This is a genomic window from Sporosarcina sp. FSL K6-1540, assembly GCF_038620285.1.
GTDB lineage: Bacteria > Bacillota > Bacilli > Bacillales_A > Planococcaceae > Sporosarcina > Sporosarcina psychrophila.
In genome coordinates, this window is sequence record NZ_CP152018.1 from 4,608,495 (window position 1) to 4,625,781 (window position 17,287).

The 17,287-nt window shown below is 37.8% G+C and carries 16 protein-coding genes; 4 read left to right on the forward strand and 12 right to left on the reverse strand.

Annotated elements, in window-relative coordinates; all coding sequences use genetic code 11:
* Positions 1-3 precede the first annotated feature (3 nt).
* The 3 genes from opp3C to MKY15_RS22180 form a co-directional block, all read right to left on the reverse strand.
* Positions 4-1,005: an oligopeptide ABC transporter permease gene (opp3C, locus tag MKY15_RS22170; RefSeq protein WP_067213991.1), complete on the reverse strand. Its 1,002-nt coding sequence runs from the start codon at positions 1,003-1,005 to the stop codon at positions 4-6.
* A 53-nt stretch (positions 1,006-1,058) separates the two neighbouring features.
* Positions 1,059-1,991, reverse strand: coding sequence for an ABC transporter permease (locus tag MKY15_RS22175; protein ID WP_067210678.1), 933 nt, complete (start codon positions 1,989-1,991; stop codon positions 1,059-1,061).
* Between the two features lie 209 nt (positions 1,992-2,200).
* On the reverse strand, positions 2,201-3,850 hold the full coding sequence (locus tag MKY15_RS22180) for a peptide ABC transporter substrate-binding protein (RefSeq protein WP_067210680.1): 1,650 nt from the start codon (positions 3,848-3,850) through the stop codon (positions 2,201-2,203).
* 134 nt (positions 3,851-3,984) lie between these two features.
* Between MKY15_RS22180 and MKY15_RS22185 the strand changes: the two genes are divergently transcribed.
* Positions 3,985-4,362, forward strand: coding sequence for a DUF3899 domain-containing protein (locus tag MKY15_RS22185; RefSeq protein WP_338656175.1), 378 nt, complete (start codon positions 3,985-3,987; stop codon positions 4,360-4,362).
* On the opposite strand, the gene MKY15_RS22190 is transcribed toward MKY15_RS22185, so the two are convergent.
* On the reverse strand, positions 4,347-5,273 hold the full coding sequence (locus MKY15_RS22190; RefSeq protein ID WP_067210685.1) for a dipeptidase: 927 nt from the start codon (positions 5,271-5,273) through the stop codon (positions 4,347-4,349). The genes MKY15_RS22185 and MKY15_RS22190 overlap by 16 nt on opposite strands.
* A 343-nt stretch (positions 5,274-5,616) precedes the next feature.
* Here MKY15_RS22190 and MKY15_RS22195 point away from each other — a divergent pair, with 343 nt between their 5' ends.
* Positions 5,617-6,186, forward strand: a complete 570-nt coding sequence (locus MKY15_RS22195; protein WP_067210688.1) for a biotin transporter BioY — start codon at positions 5,617-5,619, stop codon at positions 6,184-6,186.
* A 288-nt stretch (positions 6,187-6,474) separates the two neighbouring features.
* Positions 6,475-6,699, forward strand: a complete 225-nt coding sequence (locus MKY15_RS22200; RefSeq protein ID WP_067210690.1) for a small, acid-soluble spore protein tlp — start codon at positions 6,475-6,477, stop codon at positions 6,697-6,699.
* 559 nt (positions 6,700-7,258) lie between these two features.
* Here the strand turns inward: MKY15_RS22200 and MKY15_RS22205 are convergent.
* From MKY15_RS22205 to MKY15_RS22225, 5 genes are all read right to left on the reverse strand, one after another.
* The gene (locus MKY15_RS22205) at positions 7,259-8,371 is read right to left on the reverse strand and encodes an endospore germination permease (RefSeq protein WP_067210692.1); all 1,113 of its coding nucleotides are present in this window, start codon (positions 8,369-8,371) and stop codon (positions 7,259-7,261) included.
* A gap of 35 nt (positions 8,372-8,406) precedes the next feature.
* Positions 8,407-8,631, reverse strand: a complete 225-nt coding sequence (locus tag MKY15_RS22210) for a hypothetical protein (protein WP_067210695.1) — start codon at positions 8,629-8,631, stop codon at positions 8,407-8,409.
* Positions 8,632-8,637: 6 nt separating this feature from the next.
* On the reverse strand, positions 8,638-9,825 hold the full coding sequence (locus tag MKY15_RS22215) for a Ger(x)C family spore germination protein (RefSeq protein WP_342538614.1): 1,188 nt from the start codon (positions 9,823-9,825) through the stop codon (positions 8,638-8,640).
* Positions 9,826-9,839: 14 nt separating this feature from the next.
* Positions 9,840-11,447 (reverse strand): spore germination protein, encoded by a 1,608-nt coding sequence (locus MKY15_RS22220; protein ID WP_342538615.1) that lies wholly within the window; start codon positions 11,445-11,447, stop codon positions 9,840-9,842.
* Positions 11,448-11,678: 231 nt separating this feature from the next.
* On the reverse strand, positions 11,679-11,777 hold the full coding sequence (locus tag MKY15_RS22225) for a hypothetical protein (RefSeq protein ID WP_342538616.1): 99 nt from the start codon (positions 11,775-11,777) through the stop codon (positions 11,679-11,681).
* An 844-nt stretch (positions 11,778-12,621) separates the two neighbouring features.
* Between MKY15_RS22225 and MKY15_RS22230 the strand changes: the two genes are divergently transcribed.
* On the forward strand, positions 12,622-13,284 hold the full coding sequence (locus MKY15_RS22230; RefSeq protein ID WP_187045222.1) for a ribonuclease H family protein: 663 nt from the start codon (positions 12,622-12,624) through the stop codon (positions 13,282-13,284).
* Between the two features lie 89 nt (positions 13,285-13,373).
* Here the strand turns inward: MKY15_RS22230 and MKY15_RS22235 are convergent, their stop codons facing one another.
* The 3 genes from MKY15_RS22235 to MKY15_RS22245 form a co-directional block, all read right to left on the reverse strand.
* Positions 13,374-14,366 (reverse strand): Gfo/Idh/MocA family oxidoreductase, encoded by a 993-nt coding sequence (locus MKY15_RS22235; RefSeq protein WP_342538618.1) that lies wholly within the window; start codon positions 14,364-14,366, stop codon positions 13,374-13,376.
* Between the two features lie 203 nt (positions 14,367-14,569).
* Positions 14,570-15,667 (reverse strand): sugar ABC transporter permease, encoded by a 1,098-nt coding sequence (locus MKY15_RS22240; protein WP_338656823.1) that lies wholly within the window; start codon positions 15,665-15,667, stop codon positions 14,570-14,572.
* Positions 15,668-15,735: 68 nt separating this feature from the next.
* Positions 15,736-17,256 carry a xylose ABC transporter ATP-binding protein gene (locus MKY15_RS22245; protein ID WP_342538619.1) on the reverse strand — a complete coding sequence of 507 codons (1,521 nt, stop codon included), beginning with the start codon at positions 17,254-17,256 and terminating at the stop codon, positions 15,736-15,738.
* Between the last annotated feature and the right edge of the window lie 31 nt (positions 17,257-17,287).

A 17,287-nucleotide genomic window follows, 5' to 3' on the forward strand; every position in this document is an offset into this window, starting at 1 on the left:
TCCCTATTTTCTCATTTTCGGATCTAACGCATCACGTAATCCATCAGCGAGTAGATTGAAGCAAATCATAATCGTACTTATTACAAGTGCTGGGAATAGTAGCTTGTATGCGAAATACCTCATAGATTTATAGCCATCTTCAATTAACACACCAAGCGATGCTTGTGGCGCCTGCAATCCTAAGCCTATGAAACTTAAAAAGGCTTCGAAGAATATGGCTGTAGGAATTGTAAACATGATGGTAACGATAATCGGCCCCATTACGTTTGGCAATAAATGCCTCCAAATCAATCTAGAATTTGATGCACCGAGCGTTTGGGAGGCTAGGACAAATTCTTGACTTTTCAATTGCAAAATTTGTCCGCGTACAACACGTGCCATTCCTACCCACCCGGTTATCACCATCGCTAAAATAATGGACGTAATACCCGGTTCAAGAATGAGTATGAATAAGATAATGATAATCAAATTCGGTATTCCCATTAATACTTCAATTATTCGTTGCATAACATTATCTACTCTGCCTCCGTAGAAGGAGGAGATACCGCCATAAACGACACCAATAACTAAATCTAAAGCCGCAGCAACAAGCGCAATGAAGAGTGAAATTTGCGTTCCTTTCCATACCCTTGTCCATAAATCCCGGCCAAATTCATCTGTCCCGAACCAGTAATTTGCTTCTATATTTCTTTTTTCATAAACATCTACACCTTTTATATCTGTTCCATCAAAACCAAGCCACCCGAGTCCCGGGACTTTTGCAGGTAGATTAGAGTGAACCAAGTTTTGACTTCGATACGTATGCTCATTCATTAAGGGACCTATTAGAGCCAAAATGATTAGCAATACGAGTAAAACCAGTGAAATAACTGCTCCCTTGTTCTTAAATAATCGGTGGAATGCCTCCTGCCAAAATGAGACAGATGGCGAATTGATATCTTCCAGTTCCATTGGATCCAGCGGAGCGGGCACGAATAGATCAGCTGTAATTCCATCTGTATTCATTTTAAAGTTATCCGTAGATTTGCTTTGAATGGACGAATCTTTTTCGATTTTGTTCATGCCTGTCCCCCCTGTTTATAATCAATCCGAGGATCCAGAAGACCATATAAAATATCAACAATAAAGACAACGAATATGAACAACGCACTATAAAATAAGGTAATTCCCATAATTACGCTATAATCGAGGACCATAATTGACAATGTGAACTGTTCCCCGAGGCCAGGTACTGAAAATATCTTTTCAATAACTAATGTTCCTGTCATGATCGAAACTGCTAACGGACCGAGCATCGTAACAACAGGGATTAGCGCATTTCGAATGACATGTTTCGCCATAACCGTGGATTCGTGCAAGCCTTTTGCTCTTGCTGTCGTCACATAATCCTGTCCTAATACTTCGAGCATTTCACTTCGTATGAAACGTGCGACCGTTGCGATAACTGTTACTGAAAGTGCGAACGACGGTAAAATGGTACTCGCATAACTTTCCCATAAAGCAACAGGTAATAATTCATACTTCACCCCAATGAAGTATTGTAGCAATGCTGCAAAAACGAACGATGGGATAGACATCCCGAGTACTGCAAGTGTCACAGCACCATAGTCAAGAAGTGTATTATGTCGTAATGCAGAAATAATACCGAGTACTAGCCCTACAATCGTCCCAAATACAAGTGCTTGTAAACCAATGAGCGCAGAAGGGCCAATACGATTAACGATCATACTTTTTACAGTTCGACCTTCATATTGGAATGAATAGCCAAGATCGCCTTGTACTAAATTCCCTAAATAGCGAATGTATTGGATTGCTGCCGGTTGATCTAATCCATATTTGGCATTTAAAATAACGAGTTGCTTATCAGATAACTTTTCCGGGTTTGTAAACGGCGTTCCCGGAAGGAATTGCATAAGAAAGAACGTTGCTGTGATAATGATAAACAATGTAATAATCATAAACCCGAATCTTTTTACTATGTAGCGCTTCAAATCGGACACCCCAATTCCTTAAAAAGCTCTTGATTTTCCTTCTATAAATGTTGATATAAAATATCCCATTGAATTCGCTTCGGCTAACCCTTGTAAGGCGCCTTCGCTCAGATTAAATAGATATTCTTTTCTCAAGTTATTTATCAATCAGAAAACGAAGATGCTCCAGTTGGATACACCTTCGCTTATCTGTTGCTTAAATCATATGTTTATTCGATGTGAGCCCATTTGTAAGTGAATTCAGCACCCGTTGGATGTTTAGCTAAATCTTTGATTTTATCACGTACAAGAATTGCAGACCCTCGTTGATAAAGAGGCGCAACTGCTGCATCTTCTTCCAACAAAACCTTTTCAATACCAAGCAACATCTCGTAACGCTTGCTTAAATCCGTCTCACCGCGTGCATCATGAACTAATGCATCTAATTTTGGATTGCTATAATCCATACGGTTTGAAGAACTGCCTTTTACCCACATATCTAAATAGGTCATCGGGTCACTATAATCTGGTCCCCATGTAGAAAGAGAAAGTTCATAGTCGACTGCTTTTTCAATTTCAAGACGCTGAGCGAATGGTACAGCTTTAATATCAAGCTTAAATCCAGGAAGATTGTCTTCAAGCTGCGCTTGTAAGTACTCAGCTACTTTTTTCATTTCATCCGAGTCAGCAATATTGAGTGACACTGTCAATTCTGTTTGTCCAACTTCAGCTAAAGCTTTTTCCCATATTGCTTTTGCTTCTTCAGGAGTCCCTTTATTGAAGTCTCCATTTAACTCTCGGTAATCCTTATTCTCAGGCGAGAAGTAAAATCCTTCTCCAACTACTCCGTAAATTGGTGAAGAACCGTCTTTCAAAATAACATCTGTCAAACCTTGACGGTCAACTGCCATTCCAATCGCACGGCGAATTTCTGAATTCTTAAGCACTGGATGGTTGTGATTAAAGCGTAAGAAGACAATACCTGAGTCTTTTTCAACTTTAAAGTTTTTATCCTCAACATATTGGTCGATAAGTGCAGAAGTTAATTTGACGCGGTCAATTTTCTCTGTCTCATATAAATTCGCCCCGGCAGACGGGTCTTTAACGACAAATACATTTACCTCTTCAATTTTCACTGTTCCTGCATCCCAATAATCTTCATTTTTAACAAGTTTCCAGCTTTGTTCTTGTGACCAGTTATCAAGTTTGAATGGACCATTTGCTAAAATGTTGTCAGCTTCGAGTGCATACTGATCTCCAAGCTCTTCTACAAACTTTTGATTTTGCGGTAAGAATGTCGGGAATGCCAGTAATGTTTCAAATAATGGATTTGCACTTTCAAGTGTCACTTCAAGCGTTTTTTCTCCTGTTGCCTTAATACCAAGTTCTGCAGCATCCATTTCTTCGTTCATGATAGCTTCGGAATTCTTGATGCCTGCAGTAACAAGCATGTAATTATATGCACCAGCTTCTTTCATAACACGTTTCCACGCGTATTCAAAATCGGCAGCTGTTACAGGTTCGCCGTTGCTCCACTTCGCGTCTCTAATTGTAAATGTATGAACGATGCCATCTTCACTTTTCTCATGCTTCTCTGCGAGCGCGGGAACAGATTGGTTACTTTGATCCTGACGATACAGCCCCTCATTCACGTTATTCAAAACGTCAAATGCAATAGCGTCATGCGCTTTTGTTGAATCCAATGTTGGAATATCAGCCGTTGCACTCAAATTAAGTACTTGTGCAACCTTGCCGTCTGCTTCTTTTTCATCCTCTTTCTTGTCGTCTTTCTCTTCAGTTGATGAGCTGAAATTACAACCCGAAACAATCAAAGAAAAAATGGCCAAGAAAATTAAGCCTAACCATGTTTTTTTCTTCATTTCCCATTCCCCCCTTGTACTATTCTAGTAACTATATATAATTGTAAGTGCTTACAATCACAATAGCAATAATATTTTTAATTAATAGATATATCCCTATTAATCTATAAATAAGGTAGGAGTTGTTAACCTCTATGAATAAGAAAAGCTTACTTCTTTCTTTTTGCATCACATCTTTCGTTATTTTATTCTCTACTGTATTTATGGCCCCAAAGTATATCATTATTTTACTTGATTTATTTTTCTATATCGGCATCATCATGTTACTAATCGGCAGTGTATTACTCATCATCCAAGATGGTTTTTTCACTAGATTTATCAACAACTCGAGACGTTTCTATTCAACCCTTAGCAAACGCGAGCAAGTTATACAGGACGTAGAAGGTAAAAACGGAGAAAACCCGAGTTATTTAAAACAGTTTCCCTTACTAGCCTATATTTTACCCCTCGGCGCTTTCTACTTCTCACTCAGCTTGATTGGCTCTCTTATTACCGTTCAATTAGGACGATGATCCATAAAGTTTTGGTAGGCAAAACCTTTGACCGTCTCTTCACTGTATTTTTTTAGCAACTCATTTAGTAAATTCGGATGCATAGATGCATCTTCCAAATTAACAATCTTCGACGAGATACCATCGAAGTCTGAGCCTAACCCAATTTGTTTCTCTCCGCCTAAAGAACAGAAATGGTCAATATGTTCGATTAGGTCTGTTATCACAACTTCCCCTTGTTCCTTCACAAACGGCGGATTGTAGACAACATGGACGAGCCCATTTTTTTCAAACAGTGTTCTTGCCTGATCATCTGTCAGATTACGAACATGATTGCATAATGCTCTGGCATTCGAATGGCTCGCAATTGGATAGTTTGCTTCTTCCATGACATCCCAAAAAGCCTTTTCACACAAATGGGAGACATCGGTCAAAATTTTATGTTCATTATTGAAATGAACAATCTCTTTGCCAAACGACGTCAGTCCCGCTCCACGTGGTTCTCCCGCTCCGTCTGCTGCCAAGTTGGCATTATTCCAAGTAAGACCAATCGAATGGACTCCCAATTGATGAAGAATAGTTAGCTTTTGTAGATCGTTTCCGATTGCATCCACACCTTCAAGCGTCAACATCGCTCCAATTTCTCCGTCTTTTAACTGATCGAAATCGCTCCACTCCTTGATCAGTTTCATATTCGGATTGTTCCCAAGCACATCTGTATAGAAATAATGGATTTGATCTAAAGCAGCTTGAAATTTCTGATCTGACTTCATTTCCGGATACACGAATATAGCAAATGCTTGTACTTTTACTCCACCCTTTATTAGTTTTTCATAACTCGTATCGAGTTCCAAAGAATCTTGAAACTTCATTTCCCCTTTTGATTCATACAATCTAAGCAATACATCACAATGCAAGTCGATAATTTTCAATTTATTTGCCCCTTTCAGATACACAAATAGAATCAACAATTAGAACTATCTGTTAATAAAAATAGTAGCAAACAACTAGTTGGATTTCAACTTCATATTCGCAAAAATAAATCCATCACCTGTATAGTCCAAGTGATGAATTTCGAGTATCTATTCGATAAACAGTCATGAAGGTTTCACAACTCACACTAATCCCTTACAAAGGTACTGTATGTTTAGTCAATACCTAAACAATACATTTCATTTTAAAATAATCGTGTTGACGAAAGCAGTTGGGTTACTATACAATTAATGAGTCAACTATTATTATATTTCAGTTAACACAAAAGGGGATTTGCACACTATGACTGAGTCAAGTTACAAACTACGAATGATGATTATTTCAGCACTATTCGCAGCAATTATTGGTGTATTAGCGCAAGTTACAGTTCCATTACCACTTGTACCAATTACTGGACAAACGCTTGCCATCGGACTTGCTGCGACAATATTGGGCGCACGATATGGTACATTGTCAGTACTCATTTATTTATGCATGGGCGCAATAGGGATACCGGTATTCGCACAGATGTCTGGGGGTTTAGGGATTCTAGTCGGGCCAACTGGTGGGTATTTGATCGGGTTCATCCCAACTGCACTTATCATTGGCTTTTTTCTTGAAAAAACGAGTTTTACAGTTAAAAACGCAATCATCGCAAACGTAATCGGAATGTTTATTGCATTAACTTTTGGAACGGTTTGGTTAAAAGTCATTGCAAATCTTTCTTGGACCGCAGCATTTTCAGGTGGATTTGCACCGTTTCTTCTTGTTGGCTTCATTAAAGCGACACTGGCAGCATGGGCTGGCATTACTGTTAGAAATAGGTTGAAATCAACAAATCTAATATATGCATGGAACGCTGAAGTAAAATAAATCATACCGGATTCCAAAACGGCTAGTAATTGTTTTGGAATTTGGTATTTCACACTTTTCATCTGCTATCCAACCTACTTTCTACCCCAATAAAACTCTAGTAGATTAACGTCCCATTCCACTATTTCATACATATTCTAAACGCCAGATATGAGGATTCTTTGCCATAAGGAAAATATCATTGTAGTAATCGTCTTCTTCCCGAGAACTGTAATCGACAAATAATTATTGTGAATTTGGGAACGCTATCTCTTGAAGGTTTTTAAAAAAGTTGAAGGAGGAAGTATAATGACTAACATCAAACCGAATGATTCAGATGACAATGTAAATAGGCTAAAGAAAACCATCAGTAATATGGAAGCAGCCGAAGCAGCGATGGAATTCGCCGAGGGGAAAGAACTTGCTGCAATCAAGGAGAAAAACGAGCGACGTAAAGAAAGCATTGAAGGATTACAAACTGAAATAAGTGCAGAAGAAGAATCACGAATTAACGGGTATAAAAAAAGAATGTAAGTATAGATTTAGGCGATATTGTGCCTAGTTGTGCATTTCTACTACGTATGTATGCTTCGCACAATTTCTTAGCTATATGTTTAGTATCGACAATAGAACCCACCATGCCTCTTACAATGCGGACCATGGTGGGTTATTTTTATATTGAATATTTTTCCACAGATAAAGCCTAGGACTATTCCTATACTGATTAATAATAATTGCCAGACAGACAATCGAGCAATTTATGTATCTAAATATATATAAATAAGTATCCTTCAATTATTACAACGTTTCAATTAACCGTTTCTCATCAAGTTCTGTCGATTTAACAACGGATTCAGTTATATAATAGTCCGATCTTGAATGGTAGAATTTTTACCATTAGATATCGTCGTGATCGTTCTATCATAAGGTCTGGTGCCCAGATTTTTTAAAAATAGTGAAACAAAAACCAGTACAAAATCAATTTAGTATACAAATATCTAAATATCAAATAAACGTACCCGCCTAACCAGAGTTGATCATCTTACCCCCTAGTAAAATACTTACGCTACAAATTTATTCGTTACGTATCTTGTTATTTTGTAACTTCTTTCTTCAAACCCTTCCTTCGTATTCCGTAAACGATAACTAACAATAAGGGAAATATAATTCCAACTACTAATGTAAGAGAATTTCCCGTCGTATTATCCCAATTCTGTTTATAGATAATATTAGGATATATAACAAGGGAAAGAACCACGGTAATTATCCCTATTGGCATTATTAAAGGGCGATAATCTTTCAAATTTAAAATTTGTGCAATCGCTAAAACAGTAGCGTAAAAATAAAGAATCATTTTAAAATAGAGAGAAAGAATCCATAGTAAAGCCATTAATACTTCAATTCTTTCTATGAAATTTCCAACACTAATTCTTTTGGCCAATTCATAGCTTGGATAAATTTCGTTCGCCGTTTTTCCTGCTCCTAACACAGAAATACTCAAAAATGTAATGAGAATAATAATAAGTCCACCAATTAAATTTCCAAGTAGAAAGGATTTTTTTGCATGTTTAACATCATTTACAAATGCGGGGAAAATCATTAATAAAACAATTGCATTTCCAGAAGACATAAGGACATAAAAGATGGAGGATTTGATCATCGTTTTCGGTTCTGCCTCAAACACAGGCTTTAGGTGGTCAACCTGGATATCGGGTGCAATTAAAACGGTAAATATAATAAAGATGATGATGAAAAAGGCACCAAAGATTTCTGCAGAACGTGCGATGGTCTCTAACCCAAGGTAAACGCCCATTACCACAACTCCAGCCATCAGAATATTAAGCGCTGACAAGGGCGTATTCGGCATGATATGGGTATTAAAAAAATTACCTGATTGAAATAAAAGAGTTGAAGCATAAAGAAGTGACATCATTGCAAATAAAACTGAAACGGCATTACCAATCAATTTTCCAAATACTTTTTCATTCATTTGAACATAGGTGAGGTGAGGAAACCAAAGTGCTATCGCGGTGAAAAGCCATACCACCAATAACCCGATTCCCGTACCAATTATAGCTGTAATCCAGGCATCTTGGTTCGTTTTTGCTGCTAAAACTGACGGAACTTCTAAGATGCTCGTCCCAATCGTAAAAAAGATAACTAACACTAGAAATTGATTTGAATTTATTTTAATATTATGCATCATTTCAACTCTTCACCCTCCTTACCTCTCTAATTCAACTAACGGAAGAGCGTTTCATTTATTGGTCTTAGAATGAAAGTTAGTAAGTCCATTGGATTTGGAATGGGTTTTCCTAATACTTGAGCAATCCCTAAGCCTGTACCAATAGAAAGAAAGAGTAAAAAGACAACCAATTCTTTTTTATTTTTCTTTCGTAATAGGGATGGAACTTCAAACCGTACGATTGCCGCTACTATCAACAGGAGTCCAATAATTTTCAGCATGATTCTTTATTCCTCTAACTTTTGTAAGAATGAATTGCTTACTGTACCCGTATCACGTATTTTCATATCAACCTCAACGTTCACTGTTAATTCCGTAAACTCTTCATCCCACTGATTTTTAATTTTTTTCCATGTTTTCGGATTGGATCGATGAATAGCTTGTCCAAATCCAAAAATATCTGACTTATATTGTTTTTGTAGCGTTTCAATTGTTTGATGAACGATTTCCTTCAATTCTTTTTCATAACTTTTTTCTAACGCATCTATTGTTTTTGTGTCTTTCATATCGATGTGACATTCCACTTCTCCCACATTCCCCTCTACTTCGATAGTTACATTTACTTCAGGCTCCCCTTTGTTAATCTTTCCTTTCAATTCAGATTTAGAATTAATTACCTCTATCGAAACTTTCCCTTCCTCGGGACATGAAATTGATGCTACTGTCGATTTAACGGAGTCGATAATATAGTTATATCCCTTACTTTCACTTTCATTTAACCATCCCACTAGTTTATCTTGCCTAAATACCGCCAAATAATCATATTGAATTTGGGCAGCAGGCGTAATTGACTCCACATTCTGCTTGCTTGAACCTACTTCCTGATTTCCAAACACCTGAATACCCGTTAAAACTGCATCCTTTCCATCTGTTATAAAATCGCCTAACAGCTCATCTAATGTAACCCCTTTCGTCACAGCCCAGTTTTCCTCAGACGTTTTAAGCGTATTAAACATTTTATTTGCAGGTATGCTTTCAATCGGTGTTGTAACATTCAGTATTTCTGCAGCAGTCTTATCCTTTGCAACAACAACATAGAAATCTGACCTTAGTTCCCAATCTCTTGATAGTAAATCCAATGACTCACCTACACCTGCTTTAGCTAATTCCTCGCCAATCACAAGCATTCGAAGATGACCGGGATATATCTTTCTGGGTGAGTCGATTGTCATTTTTCGAAAGGCTTCAAATATTGTTTCACCGGTAGCTTGGAATAAGGTTACTGTTGAACGACCAGAACTTTGTTTCATGGATACTTCCGACGGTACAACTACTTGAGCAGTTAATTGAAATTCTTCATCCACTTTGTCAATTCCTAGCGCTAAAGTGATCCCAATCTCATTTAATTCCCTCCTGTCCCAACATCCCGTTAAAACAAGACTCAGAATTAGGAGCACAAAAGTATATTTTTTCATCGTTTAGGCTCCTTTTACTCCTCATTTTTTGGTGGCTTTGGTTTTGCAGAAGCTGAATCTTGTTGTCTAACTATATTTTGTTGATTGATAAGACGAGGTCGAGTAATCATTGCCCATCTAGGCAATCGAATAAATGTATCCTTTTGATCGGAAATATTAAATGGACCCAATGGAGACATGTAGGGAATGCCAAAAGAACGAATACTACATAAATGGAGTACGAGAGCAATTAAACCCACCATAATTCCAAATAAACCGAACGAGGCAGCTATTCCCATAAAACCAAAACGCAGTAATCTTACAGCAATCGCTATATCATAGGTTGGAGAAACAAAGCTCGCGATAGCAGTTATTGAAACAATAATTACCATCGCCGCAGAAATTACACCTGCTTCGACAGCTGCCGTCCCTATGACGAATGCACCTACAATAGACATGGCAGATCCAATCGATCGAGGCATTCTTACGCCTGCTTCACGTAATATTTCAAAGGTCAATTCCATTAGCAATGCTTCAAAGAATGCAGGAAATGGAACACCTTCTCGTTGGGCAGTCAGACTAATTAGCAGTGCTGGTGGCAGCATTGTCTGATGAAAAGTTGTGATTGCAATAAAAAACGCCGGCGCCAGCAAAGAAATACCAAAAGAGCCAAAACGAAGGAGTCGAATAAAACTCGAAATATCCGCACGTTGATAATAATCCTCAGAAGACTGGAAAAATTGAATGAACAACGCAGGAACGATAAGTACAAATGGCGTTCCATCTACCAAAATGGCTATTCTTCCTTCCAGTAGTGCTGCAGCTACTACATCTGGGCGTTCTGTATTGAAAATAGTGGGAAAAGGTGAATGAGGTGAATCCTCAATTAATTCTTCGATATATCCACTTTCTAGAATTCCATCAATTTCGATATTATCCAAACGCAAATGGACTTCTTTCACTATTTTTTCATCTGCAACACCGTTGATGTACATCAACGCAATATCCGTTTTCGTCCGTGTTCCAATTACCTTAGACTCCACCCAAAGATTAGGATCTTTAAGTTTCCGTCGAACTAATGCCGTATTTACGCGTAAGTTTTCAGAGAATCCTTCACGGGGTCCTCTCACTACCGTTTGAGCAACTGGTTCCGTTACCCCACGCTCAATCCAGTGCTTATTTGAAATGACTAATCCTTGTGAATAGCCATCGATTAGTATTATTGTATCGCCCGACAAAAGACCATTATAAAGTACTTCAAAAGTAGTGAAATCTTTTATCTCTCCTACTGTCATGGAAAAATCTTTTAAAATGCTAATAATACTTTGCCCAGTTGACAACTTTACCTGTAATTCAATATCTTTAGTATCCAACATAAGTGTTTCTAAAATGAATTCTTGTAACGAAGTTGTATTTGTTAACCCATCAGTGTATATAATGCCCGCTTTAATGCTTCCTTCTTTTCCAATTCGAATTTCTCGAAAGACAATATCCGTACTTTTCCCAAGTGTATCTTTTAAGATTTGTATATTTTCCTGAAGACTAACTTTCAGACCATCTTTTTTATTTGGATCCACCATTTGACTTTGTGAGGGAACAGCTTTATTTGATTTGTTTGTTTTTTTCTTTTTAAAAAACCGCATACTCTCTGTCCCTCACTTTCTATTATGAATACGATTATATTCTGCTAATAAAAATTACATTATTCGGCGGGTCAAGTCCCTTTTATAGTATTCAGCATGAGCTATTTCTCTTTTTTTCATACGTTTGTTATGTCGTAGTCCATAGGTATTCTTGTAAGCTTAAACTAACTCCGTTGTGATTTTAAACCCCTGCTTATCCATCAATACTTACTTTATTAGACAATAGACATTTCAGTTTAGCTGCAAAAAACACCTCGCATCTGGATGAGCGAATACCATCGCAGATACGCATACTTTGGATTCCATCAGCAATCCTTCTGTTAACTGCATGCCAATATCTTCAGGTCTTTTCAAATTAAATAACTTGGCTTGTTTCTAGTAAAATCAAGTCACTTTCGCTTGTATCTAAAAGTCATGTCTTACTTAATCAAACCTATTTTCACATGTGACAAGCAGCTTTTTCGTCGCAGGTCCAATTGCTCCAGCACAAAACTTGGCCACTGGTGTAATGATTTCTTCTGTATATTCCCCCACAAATTATACTCTCAGAAATTAATGTCATTACTTTGTCTCCAAGATGATAGTCATTCAACACAACTGGTTTTCCATCGAACGTAATCATTTAAATGAAATCGGAACCCAGTACTAAATAACCTCGATGAGTATTTTCAATAACCTCTCGATTGCTAGATTAAATTCATTGCCAAGTAAATTACACGTATATTCTACAGCATGCAAAATACGCTCCATGCTATTGCGTGAGCAATCGAAACACCTCAGTATTATTTCTGCAGATGAAATACTACATGGGATTAATTTCGCCTTCTTTGCCACTACTATATTTGCGATTAGTAGTCTATTTGCCGAGATTTTGTTGGCCATTTGAATACGAAGAAAATCAAGAAATGGTTATCGGTAAAAATCACCTTAAGAGTTTCCACGTGAGAGGAGCAAAATAAGTAATTCACATATCTCAATACACATTAAAAAAACCAGACATTGAGCTGCCTGGTTTTCTTGCTATGCTCATGCAATTGTAGTGTCCCGCTTAGGTACCTAATAAATTGGGTCGTTTCATAAATATAGCCTGAATTGGGTATACTCATATTGTATCTGCATTTTTGAGAGAGATAGAAGATGAATACATAGACTTACTGATACAGGAGGATTAGCGATGAATATACTAATCGAATGGATTTACAAATCTCCAAAAGGAGCAGAAACCGTCTTCCGCTCCGAGGAGATGCCGGCAGCACAAGCCATACTAGTTGCGGAAGACTTGGCACGGACCGGACGTACCAAAAATGTACTATTCATTGACCAGTTCGACAGCACGTGGACGGTCAAAGAGATGAAAGGTTATTTGAAAGGAATTGAAACCGAACCACATAACATCACGGTTTATTTCGACGGCGGCTTCGATCTTACAACACGTAAATCAGGATTAGGCTGCGTCATCTATTATGAACAAAGCGGGAAATCGTATAGGTTACGGCAAAATGCACCTTCTGCCGAACTCTCATCGAATAACGAGGCAGAATATGCAGCACTCTACCTTGGCCTACAGGAGCTCGAGCATTTGAATGTCCATCATCTACCTGTCCGCTTCATCGGGGATTCACAGGTGGTCATCAACCAGCTGACCGGGGAATGGCCAGCGCTCGAAAATAATTTGTCCAACTGGGCAGACCGGATAGAAGATAAGCTGAAAGACCTCGGCATCCAACCAGAATACAAACTGGTACAGCGGAAATTAAATTCAGAAGCGGATCGGCTGGCAACACAAGCGCTGAATGGAGTCTCGATTACGGCCACGAGCGAAGTTACAGTGGATTAGTAAGTGTGGAAAATTAAGGTAAAATACATCTGTGCGACAAACAGTTATGATTGTCGCACAGCGTTTCTATAAGATTTCCAATAAATATGTTACTTCACTTCTACAAAGCTCCCTGTTCGAATTGATTGATAACAGGCCTCTATTACACGCATATTATTAATAGTAGATTGCCCAGTAATTACAGGACTCGTATTATTTAAAATAGCTGCGGAAAAGTGTTCAACTTCTAGTCGATAAATATCACCATATATTTTTTCTTGCCGGATTATTCCACTTCCCTCTACAATAATAGAACCTATACCGCCACTCGTATCTGGACGAAAAGCCAATGGCACTTTAATAGTGCCTTTTGTCCCCACAATCTCATATTCATTTCTTTCAGTCATATCGAAGCTACAATCAAAAGTAGCAGTCAAGCCATTATCCAACTTTAAATATCCATAGGTGCTCATATCAACCCCTGATTTAGGATCAATTTCTGCAATAGCGTGTACTTCCACAGGTTCTGCACCTGATATATGGCGAATTACTTGGATAGAATAACAACCAACATCATATAGACTACCCCCGCCCATATCCTTTTCCATTCTAATATCATAGTCACGGTTTTTTAAATTAAAGGAGTGGCTTGATTTTATTAGTTTAAGATTACCGATTTCTCCGGAAGCTATAATTTCTTTCACCCGCTCATGTTGTGGATGCAACTGGTACATAAACCCTTCCATGAACTTCACTTTTTGCTCACGACATACTTCAACCATTTCGGCAGCCTCAATAGATGTTAGAGCTGCTGGCTTCTCGCAAAGTATGTGTTTACCTTGCCTCGCTGCCTTATACACCCACTCCTTATGTAAGTGATTCGGAAGAGGAATATAAACTGCATCTATTTCAGGATCATTCAGAAGCTCCTCATAACTTTCGTATGCTTTAGGTATATTTAGTGCAGATGCAATTGCATGTACTTTACTCCCTCGACTTGAAATTGCAACTACTTCTGCATTCCTCGCACGAAACATAGCAGGAATCACCTGTGTTTGAGCGATATTTGCCGTACTTAAAACTCCCCAACGAATTTTATCCATCGTAACATTCTCCATTACCAAATCTCAAAGTCTCTTCAATAGTCTTACCTGCCACTTTTTCCGCGGAGTTATTATGTTTATATGCAAGTGAATTAGCAGATTTTCGTCCTTCATATTTGATTTGATTGATATTTTCGAAATAAATTATAGAAAACTCCTCCAGAAAATTTATATTTTAAAAACTATATCACTATGATACTTCCTTACTTTTTACTAGCAATATCAATCCAGACAGCAACAATTAAGATTAACCCCTTAACGATGTATTGCCAGAACGTTTCAATATTCATCATACTCATCCCATTATCGATACTGGCCATAATTAATGCACCAATAAGGGCACCAACGACTTTCCCTTTACCACCCATTAAACTCGTTCCACCAATAACACATGCCGCAATTGCGTCAAGCTCATACATATTACCGGCATTTACTGTAGCCGCATTTAGTCGGCTTGTTAAAATCACACCTGCAACTCCTGCTAGCGCGCCCATTGATATAAAAACCCATAATGTATTTCGCTTAATGTTTATACCCGAAAGGGCTGCTGCTTCTGGGTTTCCACCGATTGCATAAACGTATCTACCAAACGCAGTTTTATTAGAAATAAAGATAAAGATAGCCGCTAATAAAACAACAATTAATATTGGCGTCGGAATCCCATGGTAACGATTTAACATATATGTAGCTAATAAAATGAAAAACGAATAGACTCCAATCTTGCCATAATCTATTAACTGCGTTGGAAGTAACAAGCCCATATCTTTTCTTTTAGATCGATTTCGAACCGTCCAAAAATACAACATTCCAATACTAACTAACGCTAATAAATAGCCTAGACCAAATGGGAAATAACTATTACTAATATCCTTAAAACTATTACTCATCGGGGCTATCGTTTGCCCTTTGCTTAATCCAATAAGGATACCACGGAAAATAAGCATTCCACCTAGCGTAACGATAAATGCCGGAACCGCTCTGTACGCAACCCACCATCCCTGCCATGCTCCCAAAATTGCACCAACTACAATCGCGGCAACGACAACAGCAAAAGTATTCCAGTCGTACCAAACATGTAAAATCGCCGTAACACCACCGGTTAAACCTACTAAGGAACCGACAGATAAATCAATATGCCCCGCTACGATAATCAATGTCATTCCAATTGCTAAAACAGCAACTACAGACATTTGAGAGAATAAATTGGACAAATTACGTGAAGATAAAAATTCACCGCCAGTGAAAAAACCAAATATAACGGCAATTAACACTAGCGCAATAATAAGTGTGTACGCCTGCATATCCAGCTTAAAACTTAAACCTCTTTTTTCGTCAGTATCTGTATCAGTATCAGTAGTTGGTTGAGTGTTCACGATATCTTCCCTCCCGTTGCACAGGTCATAATTTTCTCTTGGGTTGCTTCTTCTCTTAAGAATTCCCCGGTAATTTCTCCTTCTGCCATCACAATAATTCTATCTGACATACCAAGCACTTCTGGTAGCTCAGATGAAATAATCACGATTCCAACCCCTTGATTTGCCAACTCATTTATAATTTTGTAAATTTCATACTTTGCCCCAACATCAATTCCTCTTGTCGGTTCATCCAAAATTAAAACTTTGGGATTAGTTAATAACCATTTACTAAGTACAACCTTTTGCTGATTTCCACCACTTAATTGACCTACTAACGCTTCTAAATTCGGGGCTTTCAGATTCATTTTATATGTAATATCCCCGGCACTCTTCACTTCTAAAGCATTATCGATGACCTTTATTTTCATCATTTTATTCAAAGCAGCAAGCGTTGTATTTTTAGTAATATCCATTCCTAAAACTAGACCATAACGCTTTCTATCTTCAGAAACATATGCAAGCCCGTTCTTAATAGCATCTGCTGGGCTTTTTATATTCGTTTCTTGACCATCAATCAAAACTGTGCCCGTTCGATTGCCTTTTAATCCTCCAAACAAGCTGATAAATAGTTCCGTTCTACCAGCACCCATTAACCCGGAAAATCCAAGAATTTCACCTTTTTTAAGAGTAAATGAAACATTGTTGATCACTTTTTTCCCCACACTATTAGTAACAGAGTAGTCCTTTACGTCAACTATATTTTCACGGCTTATAGCACGAACTTCATATGGAAAAAGCTCAGTTAATTCGCGTCCTACCATCTTCGTAATAATTTTTTCCTCAGATAGTTCTTCAATTGAATCTGTACTAACAGATTGCCCATCTCTTATTATCGTGACAGAATCCGCTAACGCCATCACCTCACCAAGCTTATGGGAAATATAGATGCAAGTAACTCCTTTTTTACGAAGGTCATTTAAAAGATTCATTAAAATGTCGACGTCACTTTCCGTTAATGCCGCTGTTGGCTCATCTAATATAAGAATATCCGTTTTTCGAGTCAATGCCTTCGCAATTTCAATAAGCTGCTGTTTTCCAACTGTTAATTCTCTTACTTTTGTTTGAGGATCGACATCCAATCCTATATGATCTAACCACTTTTGGGCTTCTGCATAAATTTTATTCCAGTCAATAATTTTCGCTCTCATTAAGTCATGACTTAAAAATAAGTTTTCTGCGACTGTCATTTCCTCTACAAGTGCAAGCTCTTGATAAATTATTGCAACACCTGCGTTTTGAGATTCTTTAATTGACTTAAATTGCACATTTTCACCATTGATTAGGATTTCTCCGTCATATGTTCCTTGTGGATAAACTCCACTTAATATTTTCATTAAGGTCGATTTTCCAGCACCATTTTCACCACATAAAGCATGTATTTCTCCTTTACGCACAGAAAATGTAACATTATCTAGAGCACGAACACCTGGAAACTCTTTTGTAATTGCCTTCATTTGAAGCGCATAATTTCCCATTACAGATTATCACCTCTTAATATAGGTAAAT